This is a genomic window from Streptomyces sp. NBC_00252, from assembly GCF_036187565.1.
GTDB lineage: Bacteria > Actinomycetota > Actinomycetes > Streptomycetales > Streptomycetaceae > Streptomyces.
Window position 1 is genome coordinate 4,617,952 of record NZ_CP108087.1, and the last position, 25,330, is coordinate 4,643,281.

At 71.7% G+C, this 25,330-nt stretch carries 24 protein-coding genes; 7 read left to right on the forward strand and 17 right to left on the reverse strand.

Going from position 1 to position 25,330, the window contains the following annotated elements:
* Positions 1-84: 84 nt before the first annotated feature.
* The 4 genes from OHT77_RS20015 to OHT77_RS20030 form a co-directional block, all read right to left on the reverse strand.
* On the reverse strand, positions 85-1,203 hold the full coding sequence (locus OHT77_RS20015) for an LLM class flavin-dependent oxidoreductase (RefSeq protein ID WP_328829904.1): 1,119 nt from the start codon (positions 1,201-1,203) through the stop codon (positions 85-87).
* Positions 1,204-1,291: 88 nt separating this feature from the next.
* The gene (locus OHT77_RS20020; RefSeq protein WP_328829905.1) at positions 1,292-2,062 is read right to left on the reverse strand and encodes an SDR family NAD(P)-dependent oxidoreductase; all 771 of its coding nucleotides are present in this window, start codon (positions 2,060-2,062) and stop codon (positions 1,292-1,294) included.
* A 9-nt stretch (positions 2,063-2,071) separates the two neighbouring features.
* The gene (locus OHT77_RS20025; RefSeq protein WP_328829907.1) at positions 2,072-3,007 is read right to left on the reverse strand and encodes an LLM class F420-dependent oxidoreductase; all 936 of its coding nucleotides are present in this window, start codon (positions 3,005-3,007) and stop codon (positions 2,072-2,074) included.
* Positions 3,004-4,248 (reverse strand): amidohydrolase family protein, encoded by a 1,245-nt coding sequence (locus OHT77_RS20030; RefSeq protein ID WP_328829908.1) that lies wholly within the window; start codon positions 4,246-4,248, stop codon positions 3,004-3,006. The genes OHT77_RS20025 and OHT77_RS20030 overlap by 4 nt, the downstream gene beginning before the upstream one ends.
* A 210-nt stretch (positions 4,249-4,458) precedes the next feature.
* Here OHT77_RS20030 and OHT77_RS20035 point away from each other — a divergent pair, with 210 nt between their 5' ends.
* On the forward strand, positions 4,459-7,413 hold the full coding sequence (locus OHT77_RS20035; protein ID WP_328829910.1) for an AfsR/SARP family transcriptional regulator: 2,955 nt from the start codon (positions 4,459-4,461) through the stop codon (positions 7,411-7,413).
* A gap of 220 nt (positions 7,414-7,633) precedes the next feature.
* On the forward strand, positions 7,634-7,819 hold the full coding sequence (locus tag OHT77_RS20040) for a hypothetical protein (RefSeq protein WP_266771324.1): 186 nt from the start codon (positions 7,634-7,636) through the stop codon (positions 7,817-7,819).
* Between the two features lie 118 nt (positions 7,820-7,937).
* On the opposite strand, the gene OHT77_RS20045 is transcribed toward OHT77_RS20040, so the two are convergent.
* Positions 7,938-9,518 carry a FadD3 family acyl-CoA ligase gene (locus OHT77_RS20045; RefSeq protein ID WP_328829911.1) on the reverse strand — a complete coding sequence of 527 codons (1,581 nt, stop codon included), beginning with the start codon at positions 9,516-9,518 and terminating at the stop codon, positions 7,938-7,940.
* Positions 9,519-9,616: 98 nt separating this feature from the next.
* On the opposite strand from OHT77_RS20045, the gene OHT77_RS20050 reads away from it, so the two are divergent.
* The 3 genes from OHT77_RS20050 to OHT77_RS20060 are packed head-to-tail and all read left to right on the forward strand — an operon-like array spanning position 9,617 to position 11,973.
* Complete coding sequence (locus tag OHT77_RS20050; protein WP_328829913.1) at positions 9,617-10,780, forward strand: lipid-transfer protein; 1,164 nt, start codon at positions 9,617-9,619, stop codon at positions 10,778-10,780.
* Between the two features lie 6 nt (positions 10,781-10,786).
* Positions 10,787-11,203, forward strand: a complete 417-nt coding sequence (locus OHT77_RS20055; RefSeq protein WP_328829914.1) for a Zn-ribbon domain-containing OB-fold protein — start codon at positions 10,787-10,789, stop codon at positions 11,201-11,203.
* A complete protein-coding gene (locus tag OHT77_RS20060; protein ID WP_328829916.1) occupies positions 11,200-11,973 on the forward strand; it encodes an enoyl-CoA hydratase/isomerase family protein in 774 nt (257 codons plus the stop codon). The genes OHT77_RS20055 and OHT77_RS20060 overlap by 4 nt, the downstream gene beginning before the upstream one ends.
* A gap of 16 nt (positions 11,974-11,989) precedes the next feature.
* Here OHT77_RS20060 and OHT77_RS20065 read toward each other — a convergent pair whose 3' ends face one another.
* The 3 genes from OHT77_RS20065 to OHT77_RS20075 all read right to left on the reverse strand — a co-directional run bounded on the left by OHT77_RS20065 (position 11,990) and on the right by OHT77_RS20075 (position 15,800).
* Entirely contained in the window at positions 11,990-12,526 is a 537-nt protein-coding gene (locus OHT77_RS20065) for a hypothetical protein (RefSeq protein ID WP_328829917.1), read from the reverse strand.
* A gap of 35 nt (positions 12,527-12,561) precedes the next feature.
* Positions 12,562-14,898: a serine/threonine-protein kinase gene (locus tag OHT77_RS20070; RefSeq protein WP_328829918.1), complete on the reverse strand. Its 2,337-nt coding sequence runs from the start codon at positions 14,896-14,898 to the stop codon at positions 12,562-12,564.
* A 179-nt stretch (positions 14,899-15,077) separates the two neighbouring features.
* Positions 15,078-15,800 carry a VOC family protein gene (locus OHT77_RS20075; RefSeq protein ID WP_328829919.1) on the reverse strand — a complete coding sequence of 241 codons (723 nt, stop codon included), beginning with the start codon at positions 15,798-15,800 and terminating at the stop codon, positions 15,078-15,080.
* A gap of 134 nt (positions 15,801-15,934) precedes the next feature.
* Between OHT77_RS20075 and OHT77_RS20080 the strand changes: the two genes are divergently transcribed.
* A complete protein-coding gene (locus tag OHT77_RS20080; protein ID WP_328834284.1) occupies positions 15,935-16,570 on the forward strand; it encodes a TetR family transcriptional regulator in 636 nt (211 codons plus the stop codon).
* 45 nt (positions 16,571-16,615) lie between these two features.
* On the opposite strand, the gene OHT77_RS20085 is transcribed toward OHT77_RS20080, so the two are convergent.
* Positions 16,616-17,101, reverse strand: a complete 486-nt coding sequence (locus OHT77_RS20085; RefSeq protein WP_328829921.1) for a nitroreductase family deazaflavin-dependent oxidoreductase — start codon at positions 17,099-17,101, stop codon at positions 16,616-16,618.
* On the reverse strand, positions 17,098-18,303 hold the full coding sequence (locus OHT77_RS20090; protein ID WP_328829922.1) for an acyl-CoA dehydrogenase family protein: 1,206 nt from the start codon (positions 18,301-18,303) through the stop codon (positions 17,098-17,100). Before OHT77_RS20090 ends, OHT77_RS20085 begins: the two co-directional genes overlap by 4 nt.
* Positions 18,304-18,379: 76 nt before the next feature.
* On the opposite strand from OHT77_RS20090, the gene OHT77_RS20095 reads away from it, so the two are divergent.
* The gene (locus OHT77_RS20095) at positions 18,380-19,552 is read left to right on the forward strand and encodes a thiolase C-terminal domain-containing protein (protein WP_328829923.1); all 1,173 of its coding nucleotides are present in this window, start codon (positions 18,380-18,382) and stop codon (positions 19,550-19,552) included.
* Here OHT77_RS20095 and OHT77_RS20100 read toward each other — a convergent pair.
* The 7 genes from OHT77_RS20100 to OHT77_RS20130 all read right to left on the reverse strand — a co-directional run bounded on the left by OHT77_RS20100 (position 19,450) and on the right by OHT77_RS20130 (position 25,183).
* Positions 19,450-20,628 carry an acyltransferase family protein gene (locus tag OHT77_RS20100; RefSeq protein WP_328829924.1) on the reverse strand — a complete coding sequence of 393 codons (1,179 nt, stop codon included), beginning with the start codon at positions 20,626-20,628 and terminating at the stop codon, positions 19,450-19,452. The two genes, OHT77_RS20095 and OHT77_RS20100, sit on opposite strands and share 103 nt — an antisense overlap.
* A gap of 126 nt (positions 20,629-20,754) precedes the next feature.
* Entirely contained in the window at positions 20,755-22,152 is a 1,398-nt protein-coding gene (locus OHT77_RS20105; RefSeq protein ID WP_328829925.1) for a hypothetical protein, read from the reverse strand.
* On the reverse strand, positions 22,125-22,814 hold the full coding sequence (locus OHT77_RS20110) for a pyridoxine/pyridoxamine 5'-phosphate oxidase (RefSeq protein ID WP_328829927.1): 690 nt from the start codon (positions 22,812-22,814) through the stop codon (positions 22,125-22,127). Before OHT77_RS20110 ends, OHT77_RS20105 begins: the two co-directional genes overlap by 28 nt.
* A gap of 10 nt (positions 22,815-22,824) precedes the next feature.
* Complete coding sequence (locus tag OHT77_RS20115; RefSeq protein ID WP_328829928.1) at positions 22,825-23,703, reverse strand: GNAT family N-acetyltransferase; 879 nt, start codon at positions 23,701-23,703, stop codon at positions 22,825-22,827.
* Entirely contained in the window at positions 23,700-24,299 is a 600-nt protein-coding gene (locus tag OHT77_RS20120; protein WP_328829929.1) for a GNAT family N-acetyltransferase, read from the reverse strand. The genes OHT77_RS20115 and OHT77_RS20120 overlap by 4 nt, the downstream gene beginning before the upstream one ends.
* A 12-nt stretch (positions 24,300-24,311) precedes the next feature.
* Positions 24,312-24,734, reverse strand: a complete 423-nt coding sequence (locus tag OHT77_RS20125) for a Zn-ribbon domain-containing OB-fold protein (RefSeq protein WP_328829930.1) — start codon at positions 24,732-24,734, stop codon at positions 24,312-24,314.
* Positions 24,734-25,183, reverse strand: coding sequence for a DoxX family protein (locus tag OHT77_RS20130; protein WP_328829932.1), 450 nt, complete (start codon positions 25,181-25,183; stop codon positions 24,734-24,736). Before OHT77_RS20130 ends, OHT77_RS20125 begins: the two co-directional genes overlap by 1 nt.
* Positions 25,184-25,330: the final 147 nt, after the last annotated feature.

Sequence of the window (25,330 nt, forward strand, 5' to 3'; positions counted from 1 at the left end):
TCAGACTCCGGCCAGGGGCGCCTAGCGAGGGGCGCGGGGTACTGCGCGACCAGCCCCCACGCACCCGCGCCCCGCGACGAAAGATCAGGCGGCTTGACGGAACCGCGTGGTCCGGTGGACGGGATCCGTGTCGATCTTCGGAACCACGTGCTCCCCGATCAACCGGATCGTCTGCAACGTCTCCTCCTTGGGCACCCCCACCGGCAGCCCGAAGCTCAGCTGATCCGCCCCGGCCTGCTCCCACCGCTTGCACTGGGTGAGCACCTCGTCCGGATCCCCGCAGATCAACAGCTCCTCCTCCACGAGGAGTTCGACGAACTCCGGCGTGTACTCGGGGAGCGTCTCCGGCCACACCGGGAACCCCTCGGGCCGGGGGAACGTGTCGTGGTACCGGAACACCAGCGAGGGCAGATAGTGCAGCCCCCCACTCGTGGCGATCCGGATCGCCTCGTCATGGGTCGGCGCGCAGATCGCCGTCGTGGTCACCATGACGTTGTCGTTGACGAACGCCCCCACCGGCTCGGCGTTCACGATCGCCGTCTTGTACTGCTCCAGCACCCACTCCATGTCGGACACCTTCTGGATGCTGAACCCGAGCACCCCGAGCCCCTTGCGGGCGGCCATGGCGTACGAGGGAGGCGACCCGGCGGCGTACCACATCGCGGGGTGCGCCTTCCCGTACGGCTTGGGCAGGATCTTCCGCGGCGGCAGCTGCCAGTGCTTGCCCTGGAAGCCGACGTACTCGTCCTGGAGCCACATCTTGGGGAACTCGGCGATGGTCTCTTCCCAGATCTCCTTGGTGTAGTTCATGTCGGTCACCCCGGGGATGAACCCGAGGATCTCGTGCGACCCGGCCCCGCGCCCGCTGCCGAACTCGAAGCGGTTGCCCGAGAGGTGGTCGAGCATCGCGACCTTCTCGGCCACCTTCACCGGGTGGTTGACCTGCGCGAGGGGGTTGAAGATGCCCGATCCGAGGTGGATGCGGTCGGTCGCGTGGGCGAGGTAGCCGAGGTAGACGTCGTTCGCCGAGAGGTGCGAGTACTCCTCCAGGAAGTGGTGCTCGGACGCCCAGGCGTACTTGAACCCGGACTTGTCCGCCTGGATGACGTACTCGGTCTCCTCCATCAGCGCCTTGTGCTCGGCCAGCGGGTCCGTCTCGGCACGCTTGCCCACGTATCCCTGTACAAAGAGCCCGAATTCCAAGGAGGTTCACCGTCCCAAGTCCAGATGGTTCGTCTGAGTGCTACGACTTTCTGACGTGGCGTCAGATTCGTCAATAGCTGACGCCTCGTCAGATAACACTGACTCCGGCCAGCCAGCCCCCGTCGATCACGAACGGCTGCCCGGTGATGTACGACGAGTCGTCCGACGTCAGGAACAGCGCGAGCCGCGCCACCTCGTCGGCCCGCCCGATCCGGCCCAGCGGCACGAGCTTGCGGTACAGCTCGTCCAGCGCCCGGGTCATCTCCTGCGGGTCCGCGTCCGGGTCGAGCCGCGCCGGGTTGGACATCGCGGTGTCCACGGCCCCGGGGCAGACGGCGTTGACCCGGATCCGCCGGCTCGCCAGCTCCAGGGCGGCCACCCGGGTGAGCCCGAGGATGGCGTGCTTGGTGGCGGTGTAGGTCCCGACGGCGGCCATCCCGGTCACCGCCGTGTACGAGGCCGTGTTGACGATCGTGCCGCCGTCCTCCATCGCCGACGCCACGGTCTTGATCCCGAGGAAGCAGCCGACCTGGTTGACCCGCACGACCTGCATGAACTCCTCAAGAGGGGTGTCCACAAGGGAGTTGAAGCGCAGGATTCCCGCGTTGTTCACCAGCCCGTCGATCCGCCCGTACGCCTCCTTGACCGCCCCGACCGCGGCGCCCCAGTCGGCCTCCTCCCCCACGTCCAGGTGCACGTAGAGCGCGCCCAACTCCTTGGCCAGCGCCTCCCCTTGCTCGTCCAGCACATCGGCCACGGCGACCTTCGCGCCCTCGGCCGCGAACAGCCGCGCCTCCTGCTCGCCCTGCCCGCGTGCCGCCCCGGTGACGATGACGACACGTCCGTCCAGCTTGCCCATGCGGTCTCCCTAGTCGAGGTGGTCGAGGTGGGGCGCGATCCCGGCCCCGAACGCGGCTATCTGGTCGGTGAGTTCGGCCCGGTCTCGGCACCGGAACCGCACCTGGATCTGGTCCACGCCCATCGCCCCGTAGGCGCGCAGGGACTCGGCGACGAGGTCGGGGGGCCCGCTGAGCGTGCGGCGGCCGACCTCCCATCCCGGCTCGCCGACGTACAGCGGCTCGGTGATGGCCCCGAACACGAACGGCCCCTGGACCGAGGCCTCTTCGCGCAGCCGCCGTATCCGCTCGATCTGCGCGGGCAGCCGGTCGCGGGGGTCGCCCTGCGGCAGCCAGCCGTCCGCCTTCAGCGCGGCCCGGCGGACGGCGGCGGGCGACGAGCCGCCGACCCAGAGGGGGACGTGTTCCTGCGTGGGGCGGGGGCGCTGGCCCAGGCCCTCGAAGTCGTACAACTTGCCGTGATGGGAAGGGAATTCGTCCGGGCCGAGGGCCGCCCGCAGCGCATCGATCGACTCGTCGAGGACGGGACCCCGGCGGTCGAAGTCCACCCCCAGCGCCTCGAACTCCTCGCGTACGTGCCCGGCGCCGACGCCGAGGATCAGGCGGCCGCCGCTGAGGTGGTCGAGGGTGGCGTACTGCTTGGCGGTGACGAGCGGGTGGCGCAGGCCCACGACCGCCACATGGCTGAGCAGGCGGACGCGTTCGGTGACGCCCGCGAGGTAGGAGAGGGTGGCGACGGGGTCGTACCAGATGGTGCTCATGGCCGTGGCCAGGCGGTGCGGGACGCCGACGTGGTCGCAGGACGCGATGTAGTCGAAGCCCGCCCGGTCGGCGGCCCGCGCGATCCCGACGAGGTCGGCGGGGCCCGCGTCGGCCTCCCAGGGCTCGGCGTAGATGGTGCTCTGGGACTGCACCGGGAGCTGCAACCCGTAGGCGAGGGCGGTCACTTGGGGCCCTCCCACAGGCCGGCCGGGGTCAGGCCCAGGAGGTCGATCGCGTTGCCCCGGACGATCCGCTCGACGACGTCCGGCGCCAGGTGGCCCATCTGCGCCTCGCCGACCTCGCGGGACTTGGGCCAGGTCGAGTCGGAGTGGGGGTAGTCGGTCTCGTAGAGGACGTTGCCGACGCCGATCGAGTCGAGGTTCTTCAGGCCGAACGCGTCGTCGAAGAAGCAGCCGTAGACATGCTCGGCGAAGAGTTCGGACGGCGGGCGGTGGACCTTGTCGGCGACGCCGCCCCAGCCGCGGTTCTCCTCCCAGACGACGTCGGCGCGCTCCAGGATGTAGGGGATCCAGCCGATCTGGCCCTCGGCGTACATGACCTTGAGGTCGGGGAAGCGCTCGAACTTGCCGCTCATCAGCCAGTCCACCATGGAGTAGCAGCAGTTGGCGAAGGTGATCGTCGAGCCGACGGCGGGCGGCGCGTCGGCCGAGGTCGACGGCATGCGGCTGCTGGAGCCGATGTGCATGGCGACGACGGTGCCGGTCTCGGCGCAGGCGGCGAGGAACGGGTCCCAGTCGTCGGTGTGGATGGACGGCAGCCCGAGGTGCGGGGGTATCTCGGAGAAGGCGACGGCACGGGTGCCGCGGGCCGCGTTGCGCCGGACCTCTGCGGCGGCCAGCTCCGGGTCCCAGAGCGGGATCAGGGGCAGGGGTATGAGGCGGCCCTGCGCGTCGGGGCCGCACCACTCCTCCACCATCCAGTCGTTGTAGGCGCGCACGCACAGCAGCCCGAGGTCGCGGTCCGCGGCCTCGGTGAACGTCTGGCCGCAGAAGCGGGGGAAGGTGGGGAAACAGAGCGCGGACTGGACGTGGTTGACGTCCATGTCGGCGAGCCGGGCCGGGACGTCGTACGACCCCGGACGCATCTGCTCGTAAGTGATGACTTCGAGCTTGATCTCGTCCCTGCTGTAGCCGACGGCGGTGTCGAGGCGGGTGAGCGGGCGGTGCAGATCCTCGTACACCCACCAGTCGCCGATGGGTCCGTCGTCGCCGGGCTCGCCCATCACGGGCTTGAACCGGCCGCCGAGGAAGGTCATGTCCTTCAGTGGCGCGCGGACCACGCGGGGGCCGGTGTCCAGGTACTTCTTGGGCAGCCGGTGCTGCCAGACGTCGGCGGGCTCCACGGTGTGGTCGTCGACGGAGATGATCGGCGGAAGGGGCGTCGGGGCGGTGGTCTGGGTGTCCATGGCGCTCACGGTAGCGCCGATCTGACGACCCGTCAGCTAGCTGGATCCGGGTTCGGGATGCTCGGTTGTGTGCGGAACTGTGCGCGGGCCGTGTGAGAGCCTTGTGACATCCCGCGTGGCCACCTGTGAGCGGTGTCTCCCAGAGCTGACGCATCCGCCATGAACAAGGCAAACTGTCGTAGTTATCAGGCTTGCCTAGGGGGAACGGCGATGGACGGTGGACCGCGGGTACCGGAGCAGCGGCGCCCCGGCTCCGGCACGGAGGAGTCGGCCGCGCTGCGCTTCAGCGTGCTCGGTCCGGTACGTGCCTGGCGGGGCCCCGACGCGCTGCCCACGGGCTCGCCTCAGCAACGCGCCCTGCTGGCCGCGCTGTTGCTGCGCGAAGGCCGCACGGCGACGTCCGGCGAGCTGATCGACGCCCTGTGGGGCGACGACCCTCCGTCGCAGGCGCTGGCCGCGGTGCGCACGTACGCGTCCCGGCTGCGGAAGGTCCTGGACGCCGGCGTCCTGGTCAGCGAGTCGGGCGGCTATGCCGTACGGGGGCTGCCCGAGCGCGCGTTGGACGTGGCCGAGGTGCAGGACCTGGCGACCGAGGCGGAGAAGGCGAAGTCGGCGGGTGACCTGGCCCACGCAAGGGACCTGCTGGGCCGCGCGCTCACGCTGTGGGAGGGGGAGCCGCTGGCCGGGCTGCCCGGCCCGTACGCGGAGGCGCAGCGTGTCCGCCTGGAGGAGTGGCGGCTCCAACTCCTCGAATCCCGGCTGGACATGGACCTGGAGCAGGGCTGCCACGCGGAGGCCGTCAGCGAGTTGACCGCGCTCACCGCGGCCCACCCGCTCCGCGAACGCCTCCGCGAGCTGCTGATGCTCGCCCTGTACCGCTCGGGCCGGCAGGCTGAGGCCCTCGCGGTGTACGCCGACACCCGGCGGCTGCTCGCCGACGAACTCGGCGTGGACCCGCGCCCCGGCCTGCGCGAACTCCAGCACCGCATCCTCCAGGCCGACCCGAACCTCGCCGAACCGTCCGCACCGGCGGCGGAGACCGTGACGGCACCGGTCCGCCCCCACCAACTCCCGGCGACGGTCCCGGACTTCACCGGCCGCGTGGCCTTCGTGTCGGAACTGAGCGATGTCCTCGCCTCGGCCGAGGGCCGCGTGATGGCGGTGTCGGCGCTCGCCGGAATCGGCGGCGTCGGCAAGACGACCCTCGCCGTCCACGTCGCCCACCAGGCCCGGTCCACCTTCCCCGACGGCCAGTTGTACGTCGACCTCCAGGGCGCCGGCTCCCGGGCCGCCGAGCCGGAGACCGTACTCGGCGCGTTCCTGCGGGCGTTGGGCACCCCGGACTCCGCGATACCTGACTCCCTGGAGGAGCGGTCCGCGCTGTACCGGTCGGTGCTGGACGGGCGGCGCGTGCTGGTGCTGCTGGACAACGCCAAGGACGCGGCCCAGGTACGGCCCCTGCTGCCCGGCACCGAGGGCTGCGCCGCGCTGGTCACCTCCCGGGTGCGGATGGTGGACCTGGCCGGGGCGCACCTCGTCGACCTCGACGTGATGTCCCCCGAGGAAGCCCTCCAGCTCTTCACCCGGATCGTGGGCGCCGAACGCGTCGCCGCCGAGCGGGAAGCGGCCCTCGACGTGGTCGCGGCCTGCGGCTTCCTCCCCCTCGCGATCCGGATCGCGGCCTCCCGCCTCGCGGCCCGCCGCACCTGGACGGTCTCCGTCCTCGCCGCCAAACTCGCCGACGAACGGCGCCGGTTGGACGAGCTCCAGGCCGGCGACCTCGCCGTGAAGGCCACCTTCGAGCTGGGCTACGGCCAGTTGGAGCCGGCCCAGGCGCGCGCGTTCCGTCTGCTGGGGCTGGCCGACGGCCCGGACATCTCCCTCGCGGCAGCGGCGGCGGTGCTCGACCTCCCCCTGGAGGACACGGAGGACGTCCTGGAATCCCTCGTGGACACGTCCCTTGTGGAATCGGCGGCGCCGGGACGCTACCGGTACCACGATCTGGTGCGGCTCTACGCGCGTGCGTGCGCCGAGCGGGACGAGTGGCCGCCGAGCGAGACGACGGCGGCGATGTCGCGGCTGCTGGACTTCTATCTCGCCACGGCCGCCGGGGTCTACGGCATCGAGCGGCCCGGCGACCGCCTCGTCGACCACCTGGAGGAGACCGGCGTCGACGGCCTGGTCTTCCCCGACCGGCGGGCCGCCCAGGACTGGCTGTACAGCGAGGCGATGCCCCTGCTGGCCTGCGTGCGGCAGTCGGCGGGCGGGACGACGCTGCGGCGCGCCGTCGACCTGCTGTGGGCGGCGGTCGACCTCGCGGAGTCCGGGGCGAACTTCAAGGAGTACGAGGCGGCCGGCACCATCCTGCGCGACGCGGCCCGCGAGGCCGCCGACAGCCGGGCGGAGGGCCGGGCCGTCCTGGTGCTGGCCAACGCCCGCCATTTCTCCGGGCAGTTCGAGCAGGCGTACCAGGAGGCACGGCAGGCACTCGCCCTGTCGGAGGCCTCGGACGACGCCCTGCCGTGCTGCTGGGCGGCGAACCTCCTCGGCATCTACTCCTTCTACCAGAGCCGCTACGACGAGGCCGAGGAGTTCCTGGAGCGGGCCATCGCGAGCTTCCGCGCCTGCGGGGACCTCTCCGGCGCCGCGTCGGCGCTGTGCAACCTCTCCCGCCTGCACCTGCAGACGGAACGCCCCGACAGCGCGGTCGGCCTCGCCCGCCAGGGCACCGAGATGTACGAGGAACTCGGGCACACCCTCAAGGCGGCCAACGGTCACTACGCCCTCGGGCTGGCCCTCGGCAAGAACAGCCAGCCGACCGACGCCGTCGCGCATCTCAAGCAGGCGCTGACCGTCTTCCGCGCGAGCCGGCAACGCCTCTGGGAGGGCATGACCCTATTCCGCCTCGCCGAGGTGGACCTCCTGGCCCAGCGTCCCGCCCAGGCCGCGGCCAACGCCGAGATGGCGCTGACGCCGCTCCGCGAGATCGGCGGCGAGTGGCGCCGCGGCAACGTCCTGACCGTCCTCGGCAAGGCCCTGAATGGCATCGGCCAGTCCGGCCGCGCCCAGGTCTGCTGGACCGAGGCGCTGGAGATCTACGAGCGGCTGGAGTCGCCGGAGGTGGAGGAGGTCCGGGGCCTGCTGGCGCCGTCGACCACCGTCTGACGCCGACGGAACCGGTGCCCTCCGCGGAAGGGCGTTCATCGTTCGTTTATCGCGGTCCGGCACTCTTAGCTGTGTCGGGCCGTCGCGTCGGGGGGCAGACGGAACGGCAGGCGGCCGGGCATCTAAGGTGAACCGGCCTCGAGGATCCGTCCGGCAGTTCTCGGGGGAGTTGCCGGGCGGATCCCGCCCAATCACCGCACGTAACAGGGGAGCCAGTGAGATGAGCGACACCAAGAACGACGAGACGGTCGTCAAGCCGGACAACACCCACATCACCGACGCCAAGCTGACCGGCGACATCAAGCCGCTCAACACGCACATCACGGACGTCGAGACTGTCGTGGCCGCCGACGACGACGGCACCGCCACACCGGACAACACGCACATCACGTCCGACCCCAGCTAGACCTTCACCCACCGCGGGGGACCGGCCGCGACGGCCCAGGGGGAGCCGTCGCGGCCGAGGTGTTTGCCGGGGGGGGGCTGGATCCGGTTCCGGGCGGTCCACCTCCCCCGCGCCTCGCTCACGCCTCCCGCAACGCGCCCTTCAGCACCTTCCCGCTCGCGTTCCGGGGCAGTTCCGCCACGAACTCCACCACCCGCGGCACCTTGTAGTTCGCCATCTCGCGGCGGGCCCAGGCGATCAGGTCGTCGCCGGTCAGGGTGGCGGCGGGGCGGCGGACGACGTAGGCCTTGCCGACCTCGCCGAGGCGGGTGTCCGGGACACCGACCACCGCGACGTCGGCCACGTCGGGGTGGATGCCGAGGAGTTGCTCTATCTCCGCCGGGTACGCGTTGAAGCCGCCGACGATGAACATGTCCTTGATGCGGTCGGTGATGCGGAGATTGCCCGCGTCGTCCAGGACGCCGACGTCGCCGGTGCGCAGCCAGCCGTCCTCGTCGACGACCTCCGCCGTGGCGGCCGGGTCCTCGTAGTAACCCCGCATGACGTTGAAGCCGCGGACCAGCACCTCGCCCGGGGTGCCGGGCGGGGCCGCCACCCGGACCTCGGCGCCCGGGATCGCCCGCCCCGAGGTCGACGCGATGACCTCCGGGTCGTCGCCGCGCCGGCACATCGTGACGATGCCGCTGGCCTCCGAGAGGCCGTACGCCGTCAGGACCGTGTCCACGCCCAGCTCGCCCCGCAGCCGTTCCACCAGCCGCAACGGCACCACCGCGGCGCCGGTCACCACGAGCCGCAGCGCCGAGAGGTCGTGGGCGTCGCGGGCGGGGTGGTCGAGGAGCGACTGGTGCAGGGTGGGCGGGCCGGGGAGGACCGAGACGCGTTCCGCGGCGATGTTCGCGAGGACCGTGTCAACGTTGAAGACCGGCTGCGGGATCATCGTCGCGCCCCGCATGAGGCAGGCGATCACGCCCGCCTTGTAGCCGAAGGTGTGGAAGAAGGGGTTCACGATCAGGTAGCGGTCGCCCCGGCGCAGCCCGGCCAGGTCGCTCCACACCTCGTACGCCCGCAGCGTCTGCGCGTGGGTGATCACCGCGCCCTTGGGCCGGCCCGTCGTGCCCGAGGTGAAGATGATGTCGGAGACCGTGGAGCCGTCCAACTGACTCTCCCGTTCGCGCACTTCGGCCGCCGTCACGCCCTCCCCGCCCGCCAGGAAGTCCTTCCAGGTGCGGAAGTCGGCCGGTGCGTCGTCCGCCAGCACGACCACCTGTTCCAGCGCCGGGAGCCCGGGGAGCGGACCGTCACCCGGGCCCTCCCCCGCCGCCCGCCGCAGTGACGCCACGTACGACGTGCCGAGGAACGCCCCGGTCACGAACAGCAGCCGCGCCCCGCTGCCGCCCAGCACATACGCGGCCTCGCTCCCCTTGAAGCGCGTGTTCAGCGGTACGAGCACCGCGCCCGCGGACACCGCGCCCAGGGCGGAGACGATCCAGTCCGTCGAGTTCGGCGCCCAGATGCCGACCCGGTCGCCGACCTCCACTCCGGCGGCGAGGCAGGCCCCCGCCGCGCGTTCCACCCGGGCGCCCAGCTCAGCGTAGGAGATCCGGGTCCGGCCCTCCACCACCGCCTCGGCGTCCGCGTACCGTTCCGCGGCCGAGCGCACCAGGCCCGGGATGCTGCCCCACTCCATGTCTCCGCGCATGAACGGCCTCCCCACACCCACTAGCTGACTGACCGTCAGATTAGCTGTAGCCTGACGCCCTGTCAGCAGCCCCGGTGTCACGCGGAGGTGCACAGAGCATGGCCGGAGAGAGCACGGGCGGACTGAAGGACGCGACCGCGATCGTCGGAATCGGTCAGACCTCCTTCGCCAAGCAACTCCCCGAGGACGAGCGGACCTTGGCCTGTCGCGCCGTCCTCGCCGCCCTCGACGACGCGGGCATCGCCCCCGCCGAGGTCGACGCCCTCGCCTCCTACACGATGGAGGAGACCGACGAGGTCGAACTGGCGAAGGCCGTCGGCTTCGGCGACCTGACCTTCTTCAGCAAGGTCGGCTACGGGGGCGGCGGTTCATGCGCCACCGTCGCCCACCTCGCCACCGCCATCGCCGCCGGGCAGGCGACCGTGGGCGTGGCCTGGCGGTCCCGGAAGCGGGGCAGCGGGGCCCGGCCGTGGACCAACACGACCCGCCAACTCCCCACCCCCGCCCAGTGGACCCGCCCCTTCGGCCTCCTCAGGCCGGCCGACGAGATCGCGATGCTCACCCGCCGCTACATGCACGAGTACGGCGCCACCCGCGACCACCTGTTCAACGTCGCCCTCGCCTGCCGGAACAGGTCCAACCAGAACCCGGCCGCGATCATGTACGACCGCCCGCTCACCCGCGAGATGTACATGACCTCCCGCTGGATCAGCGAACCCCTCTGCCTCTTCGACAACTGCCTGGAGACGGACGGGGCGTTGGCCTGCGTGATCGTCTCCCGCGAGCGCGCCCGCGACTGCCGGCGCACCCCCGTCTACGTCCACTCCGCCGCCCAGGGCCTCCCCGCCCAGCACCACGGGATGGTCAACTACTGGAACGACGACCCGCTCACGGGCCCGGCCTGGACCGCCGCCCGACACCTGTGGAAACACGCCGACTTCACCGCGCAGGACGTCGACGTCGCCCAGATCTACGACGCGTTCACCGCCCTCGTCCCGCTCTCCCTGGAGGGCTACGGCTTCTGCGGCCGGGGCGAGGGGGGCGCCTTCACGGAGGGCGGCGCGCTGGAGATCGGCGGCCGACTCCCCCTCAACACCAGCGGCGGCGGCCTCTCCGAGGCGTACGTCCACGGCTTCAACCTGATCAACGAGGGCGTACGACAGCTGCGCGGCACCAGCACCGCCCAGGTCCCGGACGCCGCCACCTGCCTGGTCACGGCGGGCGAGGGCGTCCCCACCTCCGCCCTGCTCCTGAGGAGTTGATCCGCCATGCTCGCTCCCGTCACCGACGACGACGGCGCCCCCTTCTGGCAGTACGCCCGCGCCGGCGAACTCCGCGTCCAGACCTGCGCCGACTGCGCCGAACCCCGCTTCCCGCCCCGCCCCTGCTGCCCCCACTGCCAGTCCTTCGCGAGCGAGTGGCGGCCGGTGAGCGGGCGGGGCCGGGTCTGGTCGTACGTCTTCCCGCATCCGCCGCTCCTGCCCGACTACGCCGCCGTCGCGCCGTACAACGTGATCGTGGTGGAGCTGGTCGACGCCCCGCGCATCCGGCTGGTCGGGAACCTGGTCACGGGGGCGGGGGCCGCCCTCGACTCCCTTTCGCCCGACCGGGTCCGGATCGGGGCGCGGGTGCAGGTCGTGTTCGACGAGGGCGGGCTGCCGCAGTGGGTTCTGGAGCGGCCGTGACCCTCAACGTCTCCGTCGACAAGGACTCCGGCGTCGCCGTCGTCACCCTCGACCGGCCGCGCAAGCTCAACGCCATCGACCTCGCCACCGCCGCCGAACTCAGCGCCGTATGGCGGCAGGTGCGGTTCGACGACTCCGTGCGGGCCGTCGTCCTCACCGGGGCCGGGGAGCGCGCCTTCTGCACCGGCCTCGACCGGGACGCGGTGGTGCCGCAGCCCAACTCGCCCTATATGCAGGACGATCCGCTGCTGCACATCGGCCCGAAGGCCAACGACCTGTGGAAGCCGGTGATCTCCGCGGTGACCGGGATGGCCTGCGGCGGGGCGTTCTACCTGCTGGGCGAGAGCGAGTTCGTCGTCGCCGACCCGACCGCCGTGTTCTTCGACCCGCACACCACCTACGGCATGGTCAGCGCCTACGAGTCGGTGCTGATGGCGCACCGGATGCCGTACGGCGAGGTCGCGCGGATGATGCTGATGGGGACGGCGGAGCGGATCTCCGCGCGGCGGGCGTACGAGCTGGGGCTCGTCTCCGAACTCACCGAGCCCGGGCGGGCGTTGGAGGCCGCCGTGGCCTGCGCGACCGTCGTCGCCGGGTATCCGACGGAGGGGGTCCAGGGGACCGTGCGGGCGCTGTGGGCGGCGAAGGAGGCGGCACGGGCGCAGGGATACGCGCAGGCGCCGCCGCTCATCGCCCTCGGCAACCTCCCGACGGAACGCCAGGCGGAGCTGTTCGCCGACCGGAAGAACGGCGGCTTCCGGACCCGGTGAGCGGCGCCGAGGGGCGTCACCGATCGGCGGTGGCCCGTGGAGCGACCTCGCAGTGATCGAGCCGGTCCAGGATGCCCGTACCGGCGGCGGCCATCCGGAGGGTCGCCCTGCCGTTCGCGGGCACCGACACCTGGCTGGTCGTGTCGGCCAGGGTGGACCCGTTGCTGTTCTTGTACGCGATTTTCACGGTGAAGAGCGCCTCGCGCCCGTTCGGGTTCCTGACCTCGACGGTCGAGTACGGGTCGTCCAGGCTCGCGCACCGCTTGAGCACCGCGGTGCCGTCCTTCAGCGGCCGGGCGGTGGCGGACGAGGTCGCCGTGGGGGTGGAACGGTAGGTGGGCCGCGAACGGTGCGTGGAGCCGTTCGTCGAGCCGTGCGTCGTACCGCCCGACGATGTCGACGTGTCGTGGTCCTGGCTGGAGCTGCTGCACCCGCCCCCGCTGCTCCCGTGACGGCTGTGGCTGTGGTGCCGTCCCGTGGAGAAGCCGGTGAGAGTGAGTACCGTCAGTGCCAGTACCGCCGTGAATCTGAGCCTGCGCCCCCGCGTATGCATCCGATCATGCTACCCACCTGGTCAACTGGCACCGCTCACGCGGTTCTCGCGGTGCCCGTGCCCTTCTCCGCGTCGAGGGCGTACACGCAGCGGTCCTTGCTGCACGCGTACACGACCCCGTCCCTGACGACCGGTGCGCCGGTGATCTCGCCGCCGGTGGCGAGCTTCCAGCGGAGACGGCCGTCGTCGGCCTTGAGGGTGTAGAGCAGGTGGTCGGTGGAGCCGAAGTGGATACGGCCCTCGGCGACCGCGGGGGCGCCGACGATGTCGCCGCCCGCCTGGAAGCGCCACTTGGGTGTCCCGGTGACCGCGTCGAGGGTGTAGAGCCCCTTGCCGCTGCCGACGTGGACATGGCCCGCGGCGACCAGGACGGGTTCGATGGAGGCGCGGGGTTCGGTGGCGATGCGCCAGCGGTCGCGACCGTCGGCCGCGTCGAGGGCGTAGACCGTGCCGAGGTAGTCGGCGAGGTAGATGCCGCCGCCCGTGACCGCGGGGCCGGGGGCGAAGGTCGGCGCGCAGAGGAAGACGGCCGGGGCCTCGAAGTGCCAGCGGACGCGGCCGCTCGCGACGTCGACGGAGAGGACGCGGGTGCCGGCGGCGAGATACACGTGTCCGTCGGGGGCGGGGGTGATCCGGACGGGGACGCCGCCGCAGGAGGCCGCGTCGCCGATCGGGTACGACCAGCGCTCGTCGCCCGTCCGGGCGTCCAGGGCGCGCAGCCGGGCGTCCTGCCACACGTAGACGGTGCCGTCGTGCAGGGCCGGTCCCGCCTCCGGGGACTCGAAGTCGGTCTGCGCGCCGGTCAGCTGCCAGAGCTTCTGCCCGGTGGACGCCTCCCAGGCCTGCACGCCGCCGCCGCGGGTGCCGGTGACGACGGTGCCGCGCTCGGCCTTGAGGGAGTACACCCAGGCGTCGGTGGACAGCCGCCACAGGTCACCGCCCTCGCGGGCGTCCAGGGCGAAGAGGGTGGGGCCGTCCGAGGCGTGGATACGGCCGTCGGCGACCGCCATCGACCAGGCGACGTCCCGCGTCTTGAAGGAACGGCGGCCGGTCTGCACGTCCAGGGCGTGCACCTCGAAGGAGGTGACGTAGACGAGGTCGCCCGCGACGGTCGGGGTGCCCCAGACGTCGTTCGACATACGGAACCGCCAGGGGCGCCAGCCGGAGGCCGTTTCCGGGGGCAGCGCGGGGGGCGGGGGTACGGCGGCGGGGTCGACGCCGTTGACGCCGGGCCGGGGCCGGGACCAGGAGGCGACGAGACCGGCCTCCGGAGGGGGCGCTTTCACGGCGGCGGCGCGGGCGTCGGCGACACGGGGGCCGGGACCGATCGGGACGGGGGCGCCCGCGAGCCGTACGGGCCCGGTGTCGGGGGCGCCGACCGGGACCGGCACGACGGGGTCGTGGGACGGCGGGGGCGGTACGGCGACCCGGCCGCCACCGCTGCGCCCGCTGGTGGGCGCCGGTTTCACGGGCGGCCGGCCACCGCGCCGGGTCTCGATCAGCCCGACGGCGCGCTCGGGCAGCCAGGCCGAGGCCGTGCCGCTGTCGTCGGAGCCCGAGCCGAAGAGGTGCGGGGCCAGCTGCGCCTGGAGGTCGGCCGGGTTGGGCCGGCCGGTGGCCTCCATCTGCATGCAGGACTCGATGAGGGGGCGCAGTTCGTCCGGGAGACCGGTGAGGTCGGGGCCCTCGCGCAGCAGCATGAAGACGGTCTCGACCGGGTTGGCGCCGTGGAACGGGGGGTGTCCGGTGGCGGCGAACACGAGCATCGAGCCGAGCGAGAAGACGTCGCTCGCGCCGGTGACGCTGCGGGAGTCCTTGGCCTGCTCGGGAGACATGTAGGCCGGGGTGCCCACGGCCACATTCGTCATCGTCAAACGGGTGTTCGACACACCGGAGGCGATGCCGAAGTCGATGACCCGCGGCCCGTCCTCGACCACCAGCACGTTGGACGGTTTCAGGTCACGGTGGACGAGCCCCGCCCCGTGGATGGACTGCAGCGCCTCCGCGACCCCCGCCGCGAGCCAGCGCACCGCCTGGGCCGGCATCGGCCCGCACTCGTTCACTATCTCCTCGAGCGAGGGCGCGGGCACGTACGCGGTGGCCAGCCACGGCACGGCCGCCCGCGGATCGGCGTCGACCACGGCCGCCGTGTAGAAGCCGGAGACGGCACGCGCCGCCTCGACCTCACGCGTGAAACGGACCCGGAACAACTGGTCCTCGGCGAGTTCCGTCCGCACGGTCTTGATCGCCACCCGCCGGCCGGACGCCGAGCGCGCGAGATAGACCAGCCCCATGCCGCCCGCGCCCAGCCGTCCCAGCACCTCGAACGGCCCGATCCGCCGCGGATCGTGCTGCGTCAGCTGATCCACCACTTGCCTGCCACCTCCCCGTACGGGCCACGCCACCCACATATGTACGCGACCCCGTGCAGCGTCTCACCACCGCACCGCCATGGCGGCACGCACCCTGATTCTTCCTGGCCGGGCCACAGGTTGCGAACCCGGCGACTAATCGGGGTGTCTCGCCATATCTCCGGACAAACGTCCAGGTGTCAGCGTTGCAGCAGCGCGAACGACGCCCCTTGATTGTCCGTGACGACCGCCACTTTCCCGTACGACGTCTCGAAGGGCGGAACCTGCACGCGTCCGCCCAGCCGGTGCACGGTTCCCAGCACAGCGGTGATCTCCTCGACCCGGAAGTGCACGAGGAAGTGCGGCGGCATCTCGACCGGGAAGACGTCGGAGACGGGTGCCCGTCCGAAGTCGGGAGCGGCGTCCGGGCCGAAGAGGGCGGCTGTGAAAAGTCCGCCGTAGAAAGTGTTCGCGGTCTCCGTGTCGCGGGCGTACAGCTCGGCCCAGCCGAAGGTGCCGGCCTTGTGCCGGGTCCCGAAACCGGGGTGCCGGGCCGCCTGCCACAGCCCGAAGACGGCCCCCTCCGGATCGGCGGCGAGAGCGGCGGTGCCCAGTTCCCCCACGACCACCGGCGCCATCACCACCTGCCCGCCGGCCTCCTGGATGCGCCCGGTCAGCCGGACGACGTCCGGGGTCGCGAAGTACACCGTCCACACGGTCGGCATCCGTCCGTCCGCCTTGTGGGCGAGCGCCGCGACGGCCTCGCCGTCCTCGCGGGCCCATACGGAGCCGCCGTACGCCTCCTCGAAGGTCCACCCGAAGAGCTCACCGTAGAACCGCCTGCCCGCCGCCAGGTCCGGAAGCTGTGCGTCCACCCAGCAGGGGACGCCCTCTCCGCACGCGGATGCCCTGTTTTCGGCCATACCGTCAAAGTAACGGCGACGCACGCACCCCGCAGACCAGGCACACCACCCTCTGGACCCCCGTGCACCCCATTTGCAGTCGGCCGAATCGCGCTCCGATCACCCCTCGGTAAGCTGACGGCATGACAGGACAAGTGCGTACCGTCGACGGCCGCGTGGCCGGCCGGCGTGGGCAGGCGACCCGGCAGAAGCTGCTCGACTGCCTAAGCGAGATGCTCAGCTCCTCCCCTTACCGGGACGTCAAAGTCATCGATGTCGCCCGGAAGGCGGGGACTTCACCCGCGACCTTCTACCAGTACTTCCCGGACGTCGAAGGCGCCGTCCTGGAGATCGCCGAGCAAATGGCCACGGAGGGCGGTCAGTTGACCGAGCTCCTGGCCGGCCGGTCATGGGTCGGCAAGGCGGGCTGGCAGACCTCCCAGGAACTCGTGGACGGATTCCTGGAGTTCTGGCGCCGGAACGACGCGATCCTCAGGGTCGTCGACCTCGGAGCCGCCGAGGGCGACAAACGGTTCTACAAGATCCGGATGAAGATCCTGAACTCCGTGAACAACTCCCTCTCGGACGCGGTCGCCGAGCTGCAGGCCAAGGGCAGGGTCGACAAGGACGTGAACCCGGCGGCGGTCGCCGGTTCACTGGTCGCGATGCTCGCGGCCGTCGCCTCGCACCAGAAGGGTTTCCAGACGTGGGGCGTCAAGGAGGCTGAACTCAAGCCGAACCTGGCGCTGTTGGTCCACCTGGGCGTGACCGGCAAGAAGCCGACGAAGTAGGAGTCCCTGCTTCCAGGTCCCAAGTCCTGTCTCGTGGGCGGTGGTTCACTCCGGTGGACCACCGCCTGCCCTGCGTGTGATCCGGAACAGCCGGATCTCCCGCTCGATCCGTTTCTGGTACGTGGCGTACGGCGGCCAGAACACCAGCGCGGTCTTCCACACCGCGGCCCGCTCCTCGCCCTCCAACAGCCGCGCTGTGACGGGGATTTCGCGGCCCTTCCAGTTGATCGTGGCGTCGGGACGGGCGATCAGGTTGTGCGTCCAGGCGGGATGCCCGGTACGCCCGAAGTTGGACCCGACGAGTACCCAGCCGCCGTCATCCGGCATACAGGCAAGGGGACTTCGGCGCGGCTGCCCGCTCCGCGCGCCGGTGGAGGTCAGGATCACCCCCGGCAGCATCCGGGCGCTGAGCAGCACCTTCCCGCGGGTGAGCCGGTGCACGGTCCGGTCCATGGCGGGGACGACATGCGGGGCGATCCGCGCGAACGCCCTGGTCGACGACACCTTCTGCATCGCACGCACACCGATCACACCGTCACCTCGCGGCTCTCGAAGAGACGCGCCCCCTCGGCGGCGTGCGCCCGCAGCCGGTGCACCGGCCCGAACAGCAGCTCGTCGCCGGCGGCACGCTTGAAGTAGAGATGGGCCTCGTGCTCCCAGGTGAACCCGATCCCGCCGTGCAGCTGGATCCCCTCGGCTGCGGCGGTCCGCAGTGCCTCCAGCGCCTGCGCGAGGGCGAGCCCGCCGACCCGTTCCCCCTGGCCGGCTGCCCAGGCGGCGTAGTAGGCGGCCGACTTGGCGGCCTGGACCTGTACGTACACATCGGCCAGCCGGTGCTTCACCGCCTGGAACGACCCGATCGCCCGCCCGAACTGCTCCCGCTGTTTGACGTACTGGACGGTCCGCTCCAGCGCGCGATCGGCGGCGCCGACGGCTTCGGCGGCGAGGACGGCGGCGACGGTGTCGCCGGTGGCGGAGAGTTCACGGAGGACACGGGGGCCGTCGGCCGCGCTGTCGTCGTCCTCGCCGAGCAACTCGGCCTGCACGTCCCTCAGTTCGAGGCGGGCCTGCGGCCGGGTCGCGTCAAGTGCCGTCTGCCGTATGCGTACGAGACCGTCCGCATCGCCCGCGACGAGGAAGAGGAGAGTCCGCGACCGGGCGAACCCCCCGGCGTGCGCGGCGACCAGCAGCACGTCGGCGGTGTGCCCGTCGAGCACCTGCGCGACCTGCCCGTACAGCCGCCACCCGGCGTCTCCGACCTGCCGGGCCTGCACCCCGCCCGCGCGTCCGCCCCCGGCCCATTCCCCGCCGTTGGGGCCGGTGAGGGTGAGGGCGGTGGTGAGTTCGGTGCCGGGGACGGCGAGGGCGGCGGTGAGGGAGCCGGCGGCGATGCGGGGCAGCAGGCGGGCGCGCTGGGTGTCGGTGCCGAGGGCGAGGACGAGGGGTGCGGTGAGCACGGCGGTGGCGAGGAGCGGCGAGGGGGCGAGGAAGCGGCCCGTCTCCTCGGCCGCGAGGGCGAGTTCGGTCACCGAGCAGCCGATACCGCCGTAGGCCTCGGGGAGGGCGAGTCCGGGCAGGCCCAGTTGCCGGGCGAGGGCGGTCCAGAGGGCGGGGTCGTGTCCGGCGGGGGTGTCGACGGCCGTGCGCAACTCCTCGGAACCGCACCGCTTGTGGAGCAGTTCGCGGAGGGTACGGCGGATCTCGTCCTGCTCGGCGGTGAAGCTGGCGTCCATGGCACTTCCCTCCAGATCTGACGGTCCGTCATATTAGGAGTCCGGGCACGATATGCACAGAGGGAGGAGGCCCCTCATGCCAGTGGGGAGCCGCAAGGTCGCCGTGGTGGGCGTGGCGCTGTCGGACTGCGGGCGCGTGGACGACGCGACCCCCTACGCCCTGCACGCCCAGGCGGCCCGCCGCGCGCTGGCGGACGCGGGCCTGGGCAGGGAGGTGGTGGACGGCTTCGCGTCGGCGGGCCTGGGCACCCTGGCCCCGGTGGAGGTGGCCGAATACCTCGGCCTGCGCCCCACGTGGGTCGACTCCACCTCCGTGGGCGGCTCGACCTGGGAGGTCATGGCGGCCCACGCGGCAGACGCGATCGCGGCGGGCCACGCGAACGCCGTCCTCCTGGTCTACGGCTCGACGGCCCGGGCAGACATCAAGGCGGGCCGCCGTACCGGCGATCTCTCCTTCGGCGCGCGGGGCCCGCTCCAGTTCGAGGTCCCCTACGGCCACACGCTGATCGCGAAGTACGCGATGGCCGCGCGCCGCCACATGCTCGAACACGGCACGACCATCGAGCAGTTGGCGGAGGTGGCGGTACAGGCCCGCGCGAACGCCGCCCTGAATCCCGAGGCGATGTTCCGCGACCCGATCACCGTGGACGACGTCCTCTCGGGCCCGATGATCGCCGACCCCTTCACCAAACTGCACTGCTGCATACGGTCCGACGGCGGCGCGGCGGTGCTGCTGGCCGCCGAGGAGTACGTACGGGACTGCCGTACCGCACCGGTGTGGGTGCTCGGCACCGGGGAGCACGTCTCGCACGCGACGATGTCCGAGTGGCCGGACTTCACGGTGTCACCGGCGGCGGTGAGCGGCCGACTTGCCTTCGAGCGGGCGGGAGTCGGGCCCGAGGAGATCGACTTCGCGGAGATCTACGACGCGTTCACCTACATGACGTTGGTGACGCTGGAGGACCTGGGGTTCTGCGCGAAGGGCGAGGGGGGTGCCTTCGTGGAGAAGGGGCGGTTGCGGGTGGCGGGCGGGGAGCTGCCGGTGAACACGGACGGCGGCGGGCTGTCGGCCCAACACCCCGGCATGCGGGGCCTGTTCCTGCTGGTGGAGGCGGTGCGGCAGTTGCGCGGAGAGGGCGGGGCGCGTCAGGTGACGGGCGCGGACGGCGACGTGCCGCGGCTGGGGGTCGCCTCGGGGACCGGCGGCTGGTTCTGCTCCTCGGGGACCGTGGTCCTGGGGCGGGACTGAGCCAGCAGGGACTTCCACGATCGGTTGCGCTTGAAGGGCAGTTCGAAGATCCGGGAGAACAGCCATGCCGCCAGTACCGAGACGGGCAGGCCCACGAGCAGGGTGAAGCAGAAGGTGGGCAGCCCGGGAGCGACGACCTGCGGGGCGACGCGGCGGATGACGACCAGGACGATCGGCAGGTGGATCAGGTAGAGGCTGTAGGAGGCGTCGCCGAGCATCCGCAGCGGCCGGGTGGTCAACAGCCGTACGAGCCGGGCAGGTTGGCCGGTGGCGACGGCGGCGATCAGCATCGTCATGGCGGGGGCGATGGCGAGGTCGATCCAGAAGTAGTGGTTCACGGTCCAGACGGACCCCTGGACGAGACCGAGCGCCAGGACAGGTAGGGCGGCCAGGACGGCGAACCATCCCCACGGCAGGCGCCGGACGCGCTCCGACGCGACGACGATGCCCGCCCCCACCACACCCGCGACGAACACGGGGGCGAGATGCGGGGCGAGCCAGTTGTCGCCCTCGACCGGGTTGGCGCCGGGGGCCATCAGCCCGCGGACGATCACCGGGAGCGTCACACAGGCGACCGCCGCCGCCGCGCTGAACCGGCGCCGGACGAGAAGGATCAGCGGGAAGAGGAGGTACAGCTCGGCCTCCACCCCGATCGACCAGAACGCGCCGTTCGGGGTCGGGGCGAAGAACACGTCCTGGAGCACGAGGCCGTAGACGAGAACCGACGAGCCGGTGGGCGGGCCGTGGTGCGAGGCCGGGACCACGTACAGCGAGACGGCGAGGCTCATGGCCAGCGCGGCCCAGTACGGCGGCAGGATGCGCCAGGCGCGCCGGCGCAGGAACTGGCCGACGCCGCCGGTCCGCCAGCCGTGCCGGGCCGGGGAGATCGCGAGCGAGAAGCCGGACAGCACCAGGAAGAAGACGACGGCGAGGCGGCCGAACATCAGCACGTCCAGGACCTTCGGCGCCGAACTGTGGGGGTACCCCGGGAAGGTGTACAACCAGCAGTGGAACAGCACCACATACAGCGCCGCCAGCCCCCGGAGGCCGTCCAGCCCCAGCACCTGCCGACGCACGGGTGTGCTGCTCGCCCTCACTTCCACTGAGACTGAAATCGCTCGACCCTTTCTCCGACGCGGCCCTCTGCCAGTGGTACGCGGCTCCCGGCCGGGCAGTTCAACGGACGGCCGGCCACCGGCCCGCTACCGCTCCGGGTGGACCGTGATGACGGCCTCGTCGTTGGCGGGATCGGGGTCGCGGTCGCCGACGTACCACCCACCGGCGTACCACCCACCTGCCGGAGCCTTGTCCCGGAGGGTCAGGGTGCCCGCGCCCGGTTCGCCGAGGAGCATCGTGAACGTGAAGTCCTGGGTCCTGCCGGGCTTCAGGGCGTCGAGGTCGCAGGTGTAGGTCGCGCCGCGGTGCTTGCAGAAGGGCTCGTGGACGTCCTCGTCGATCTCGCTCATCGGCTGCTTGACCATGGTCATGCCCGGCGCCGGGCTGAACACCAGCTGCTCCGTGGCGCCGGCGTCGGCGGGGCCGTTGTTGCGGACGGTGAGCTTGAAGGTGCGTCTGGTGCCGGGGGCGCCGTGGAGGTCCACGTCGGAGACGGAGTAGTCGGCGTGGGTGTCGAGCACGACGTGCGTCCAGCCGCCGCCCTTGGCGTAGGGGCCCTTCTTGGCGGTTACGGTCTCGGCACGCAGGGCGGGGCCGTCCCCGTGGTCACCTCCGGCCGGGTGACTCCCGTACTGCCCCTGCCCCATGTCCAGCGCCCAGGCCTCGCTGTTGAAGGAGGCGTACATCTCCGTCTCGTCCGTCCGGAGCCGGAGCGCGGGCCGGAGGGTCACGGTCGCACCGGGTGCGATACGGAGATCCGGGAACTCGCACACCGCGGTGTGGCCCCGATGGATGCCCGGATAACGGCAGTTGGCATACCGCTTCTCGAACTCCAGCTGTTCGAGGCCGACTTGCAGCCCCAGCCCGCTGACCGGCACCTCGCCGGTGTTCCGGACGACGACGGGTTCGCTCAGCGCGGCCCCGGGACGGACCCCGCCGACGGCCTCGGCGGTCAGCACTTCAACAACCGGCTCGCCTACGACGGCTCGCGTCCGCGCGGTCACCTTCTTGCCGTTCCGATCCGCGTAGGTGAACCGGACCGTGCCCGCGTCCCCCGGCTTGCTGCCCTCGGCGGCGACCGGGGAGACACTCCCGGCGCCCGAGGCACTGTCGTACTTGGCGCCGACCTGGCACGTCACATGGGTGGAACTCCCCGTGCAGTTACCGCTCCTGTGCAGCACGACCGCTGCCTTCGCGCCGGGGAGGACGTCCGCGGTGAGGGTGTGATCGACGGCTCCCGTGCCCCCGGTGTGCACCTTGCCGTCGTCGGCGGACATGCCGAAGGGCGCCTTGTCCTTGGGACCGGACCTGTCGCCGACGGGGCGGAGGTAGAACACCTCGGGCGCGGTGATCGAGGGCGCCTTGTCGGTCGCCCCGCTGCCGCAGGCGGTGAGCGCGCTCAGCAGGAGGGCGGCGGTTGCGCCGACGCCGGTCGCCCACCTCACCACGTATGGGCTCACGGCCAGAGCAGGCCCGTCGACCATCCTCGCTCCTCTCGGACGTAGCTCAGGCGTACGTGGCGGCGTCGGGCGTCGCCCTGGAAGAACTCGACCTCGTCCGGGAACACGCGGTACAGGGACCAGGAGGGGGCCGGGGTCTTCGGGTCGCGTCGGGCCAGGGACCAGGAGGTCTCCGAGGCCTGGGTCAGTTCGGTCAGGGAGGAGAGGGGGGCGCTCTGGTGGCCGGTCAGGGCCGCTGCGAGGGCGCCGGCCGAGTGGGCGTGGAGGTCCGCCTGGGATTCGGCCGGGGTGGCCGGGATCACCGGGCCCCGCAGGCGGACCTGGCGGCCCAGGAGGGGCCAGTAGAAGGCGAGGGCGGCGTACGGGAACGTGGTGAGCTGGTGGCCCTTGCGGCTGGTGGTGTGGGTGGCGAAGGACCAGCCCTCCTCGTCCGCGCCGTGCAGCATCACCATCCGTACGTCGGGGAGCCCGCCGCCCTCGGTCGCCGGGTCGCCGTCCCGCGTGGCCAGCGACATGACGTGGGGCTCCGTCTCCCCGGCCGCCACCGCCTCCGCGAACCAGGTGGTGAAGAGGGGGAGGGGGGCGTCCGGTGCCGTCGCCGGGTCCAGGGGCGGGAGCTTCGTCAGCTCGGGGTCCCAGACGCGGAGTGATCGGAGCAGTTCGTGGAGGTCCGTTCCCGTTGCCATGGGGTGAGTATCACCTCAGGGCGGACCCGGCGTGGAAGTCGTAGCCCGCGAAGTCCTCCACCGGGCGGTAACCGAGGCGCTGGTACAGGGCGTTGCTCGTGGGGTTGGCCAGGTCCGTGAAGAGGAGGACCTCCTCCGCGTTCGCCGCCCTCGCCATCCTGCTGACCTCCGCCGTGACCGCGCCCGCGTAACCCCGACCCCTGAGGTCCGTCGGGGTGTAGACGGGGGCCACCCGCACCTGGCCGGCCACCTTCGTCGTGATCCCGGCCATGGACACCGGCGTACCGTCCGGGGTCTCCCAGAACGTGATCCCGCCGTACGCGATCCGGGCGTCGGCCCACTCGCCGGGGTCCTGCGAAGGACCGCTCTCCCCGATCGCCTCGGTGAACTCGACGTACCAGCGCGTGAGTTGCTCGCGGTCGTTTGCCGTCGCGATTCTCGGGCGGCCCGGCGGGACGGGGTGCGGGGGCGTCAACTCACCCAGGCGGTAGAGGCGTTGGCGGGCGTGGAGGCCGGCGGTCGAGTCCGTCCGCCGTCCCCACTCCTGCGCGAACTCCGCCGCCGTGTCCAGCTCGGCCATGACTCCCGGCAACTTGTCGCCGCGCAGCGCCAGTCGGGCCGCGAGTCCGGTGGCCTCCCCTGCGGCCAGCGGGGTCAGCATCAGGCGGCCGGGCGGGGTGCGGAAGAAGGCGGCCCGCACTTCGCCGTCGCGTTCCAGCACCCCGAACACCGGGTCGCCCTCGCCGTAGATGCGAAGCCCCCGGCTGCGCAGCGCCTCCGTCACCGTCAGGTGGACCGTGTGCAGTGCGGGGCGCGAGCGCAGGAACTCGCCTGCCCGGGTGAGGAATCGGGCCAAGTCACCGGTGATGTGCCAGCCGGGCGGTGTCATGCGGCGGTCTCCGGGTCCGTGGCCAGGCGGCCGTGCAGGTGCACGTCACGGAAGGCGTCCTGGCTGCCGGCCTCGAACATCGCCCCGCGCAGGACTCCCTCCGCCGGGAAGCCGCAGCGTTCGGCGATGTGGCAGGACGCGTCGTGGCCGAGGGCGTGGCCGAGTTCGAGGCGGTGCAGTCCGAGGTCGGCCAGCGCCCAGCGCGCGGCGAGGGTGAGGGCGCGGACGGCGACGTGCCGGCCGCGGGCCTCGGGAAGGGTCCAGTAGCCGACGCGGGCGACGCGCACGATGTGGTCGATGTCGTTGACGCCGATGTGCCCCAGCGTCGTACCGCTGGCCGCGTCGGTGACGCAGAACGAGGCGCTGACGCCGTCCTCCGCGCTCTCGGCGCGGGAGCGGAGCGAGTTGCGGGCGCTGGTGGTGTCCGTGATCGGCCGCAGCGGGGTGTTCCAGCGCTGGAACTCGGGGTCGGAGACTCCGCGCAGCCAGTCGGTCACGTCGCTGTCGGCGTCGGGGTCCCAGGGGCGCAGCCGGAGTCCGTGACCGTTCAGCTCGGGGAAGGGGTGCTGGAGGGACCGCTCGCGTATGTGGGCCATCGCGCCATTGAATCAAGCGTCCCGTGCCCCGGATACGTCTTTTTTCCTCAGCCTGAACACGGGCACCCCGTCCCGGAACGCGACGTCGACCGGGGTTCCGGCCCGCAGCCCGGCCGTGTCGGACTCCACCAGTTCGGTCATCATCCGGGGGCCCTCCGCGAGATCGACGACGGCCGCGACGTACGGCACCCGCTGCCCGAAGGGCGGCAGGTCGTTGCGGTGGACGACGGACCACGTGTAGAGGGTGGCGTGGCCGCTCGCGGGTTCCCAGGTGACGTGCTCGCTCCAGCAGTGGGGGCAGAACTCGCGGGGGTAGTGGTGGGCGCGTCCGCAGTCCGCGCAGCGGCGGAGGAGGAGCCGGCCCTGCGCCGCCGCGTCCCAGTAGGTGCGGGTGAACGCGTCGGGCTCGGGGATGTCGTAGCGCGCGTCGCCCATCAGAACCACCCCAGGGCCGCGTCCACCGACCACACCTGCCAGGACATCGCGAACAGCGCGACCACCGAGATGAGCGCCATCATCGCGTTCTGCCCCTGCTCCGCCCAGTCGTGGATCATGAGCGTGAAGTAGAGGACGTTGAGGAGCAGGCCCCCGACGAGGGCGGCCGGGGTGAGGAACCCCGCGATCAGGCCGAGGCCGGTCGCGAGTTCGGCGTAGACGACGACGTACGACATGGCGCGCGGGCGGGGCGCGACCACCGTGTCGAAGCCCGAACGGACGGCCGTCCAGCGGTGTTTGGCGGCGACGTCGGACGCCCACGCGATGCCGGTGCCCCGCTCGAACCAGGCCTTCTTGTCCTTGTGCCGCCAGCTCTCCAGCCACCACAGCCCGAGTCCTATGCGGAGGACCGCGAGCCAGTCCGCTCCGCTGAGCCAGATCGCATCCATGAATCTGACGGTACGTCAGAAGCCGAGGAAAGCCGAGAGCCGGCCAGGAAATTCCTGTGTACCGGCGGTGCCGCTGTGGGTCACCCATGAATGCCCCGCAGATTGTTGACGATTTTGTTCACCCCCGATTACGTTCGCAAGCGCAAG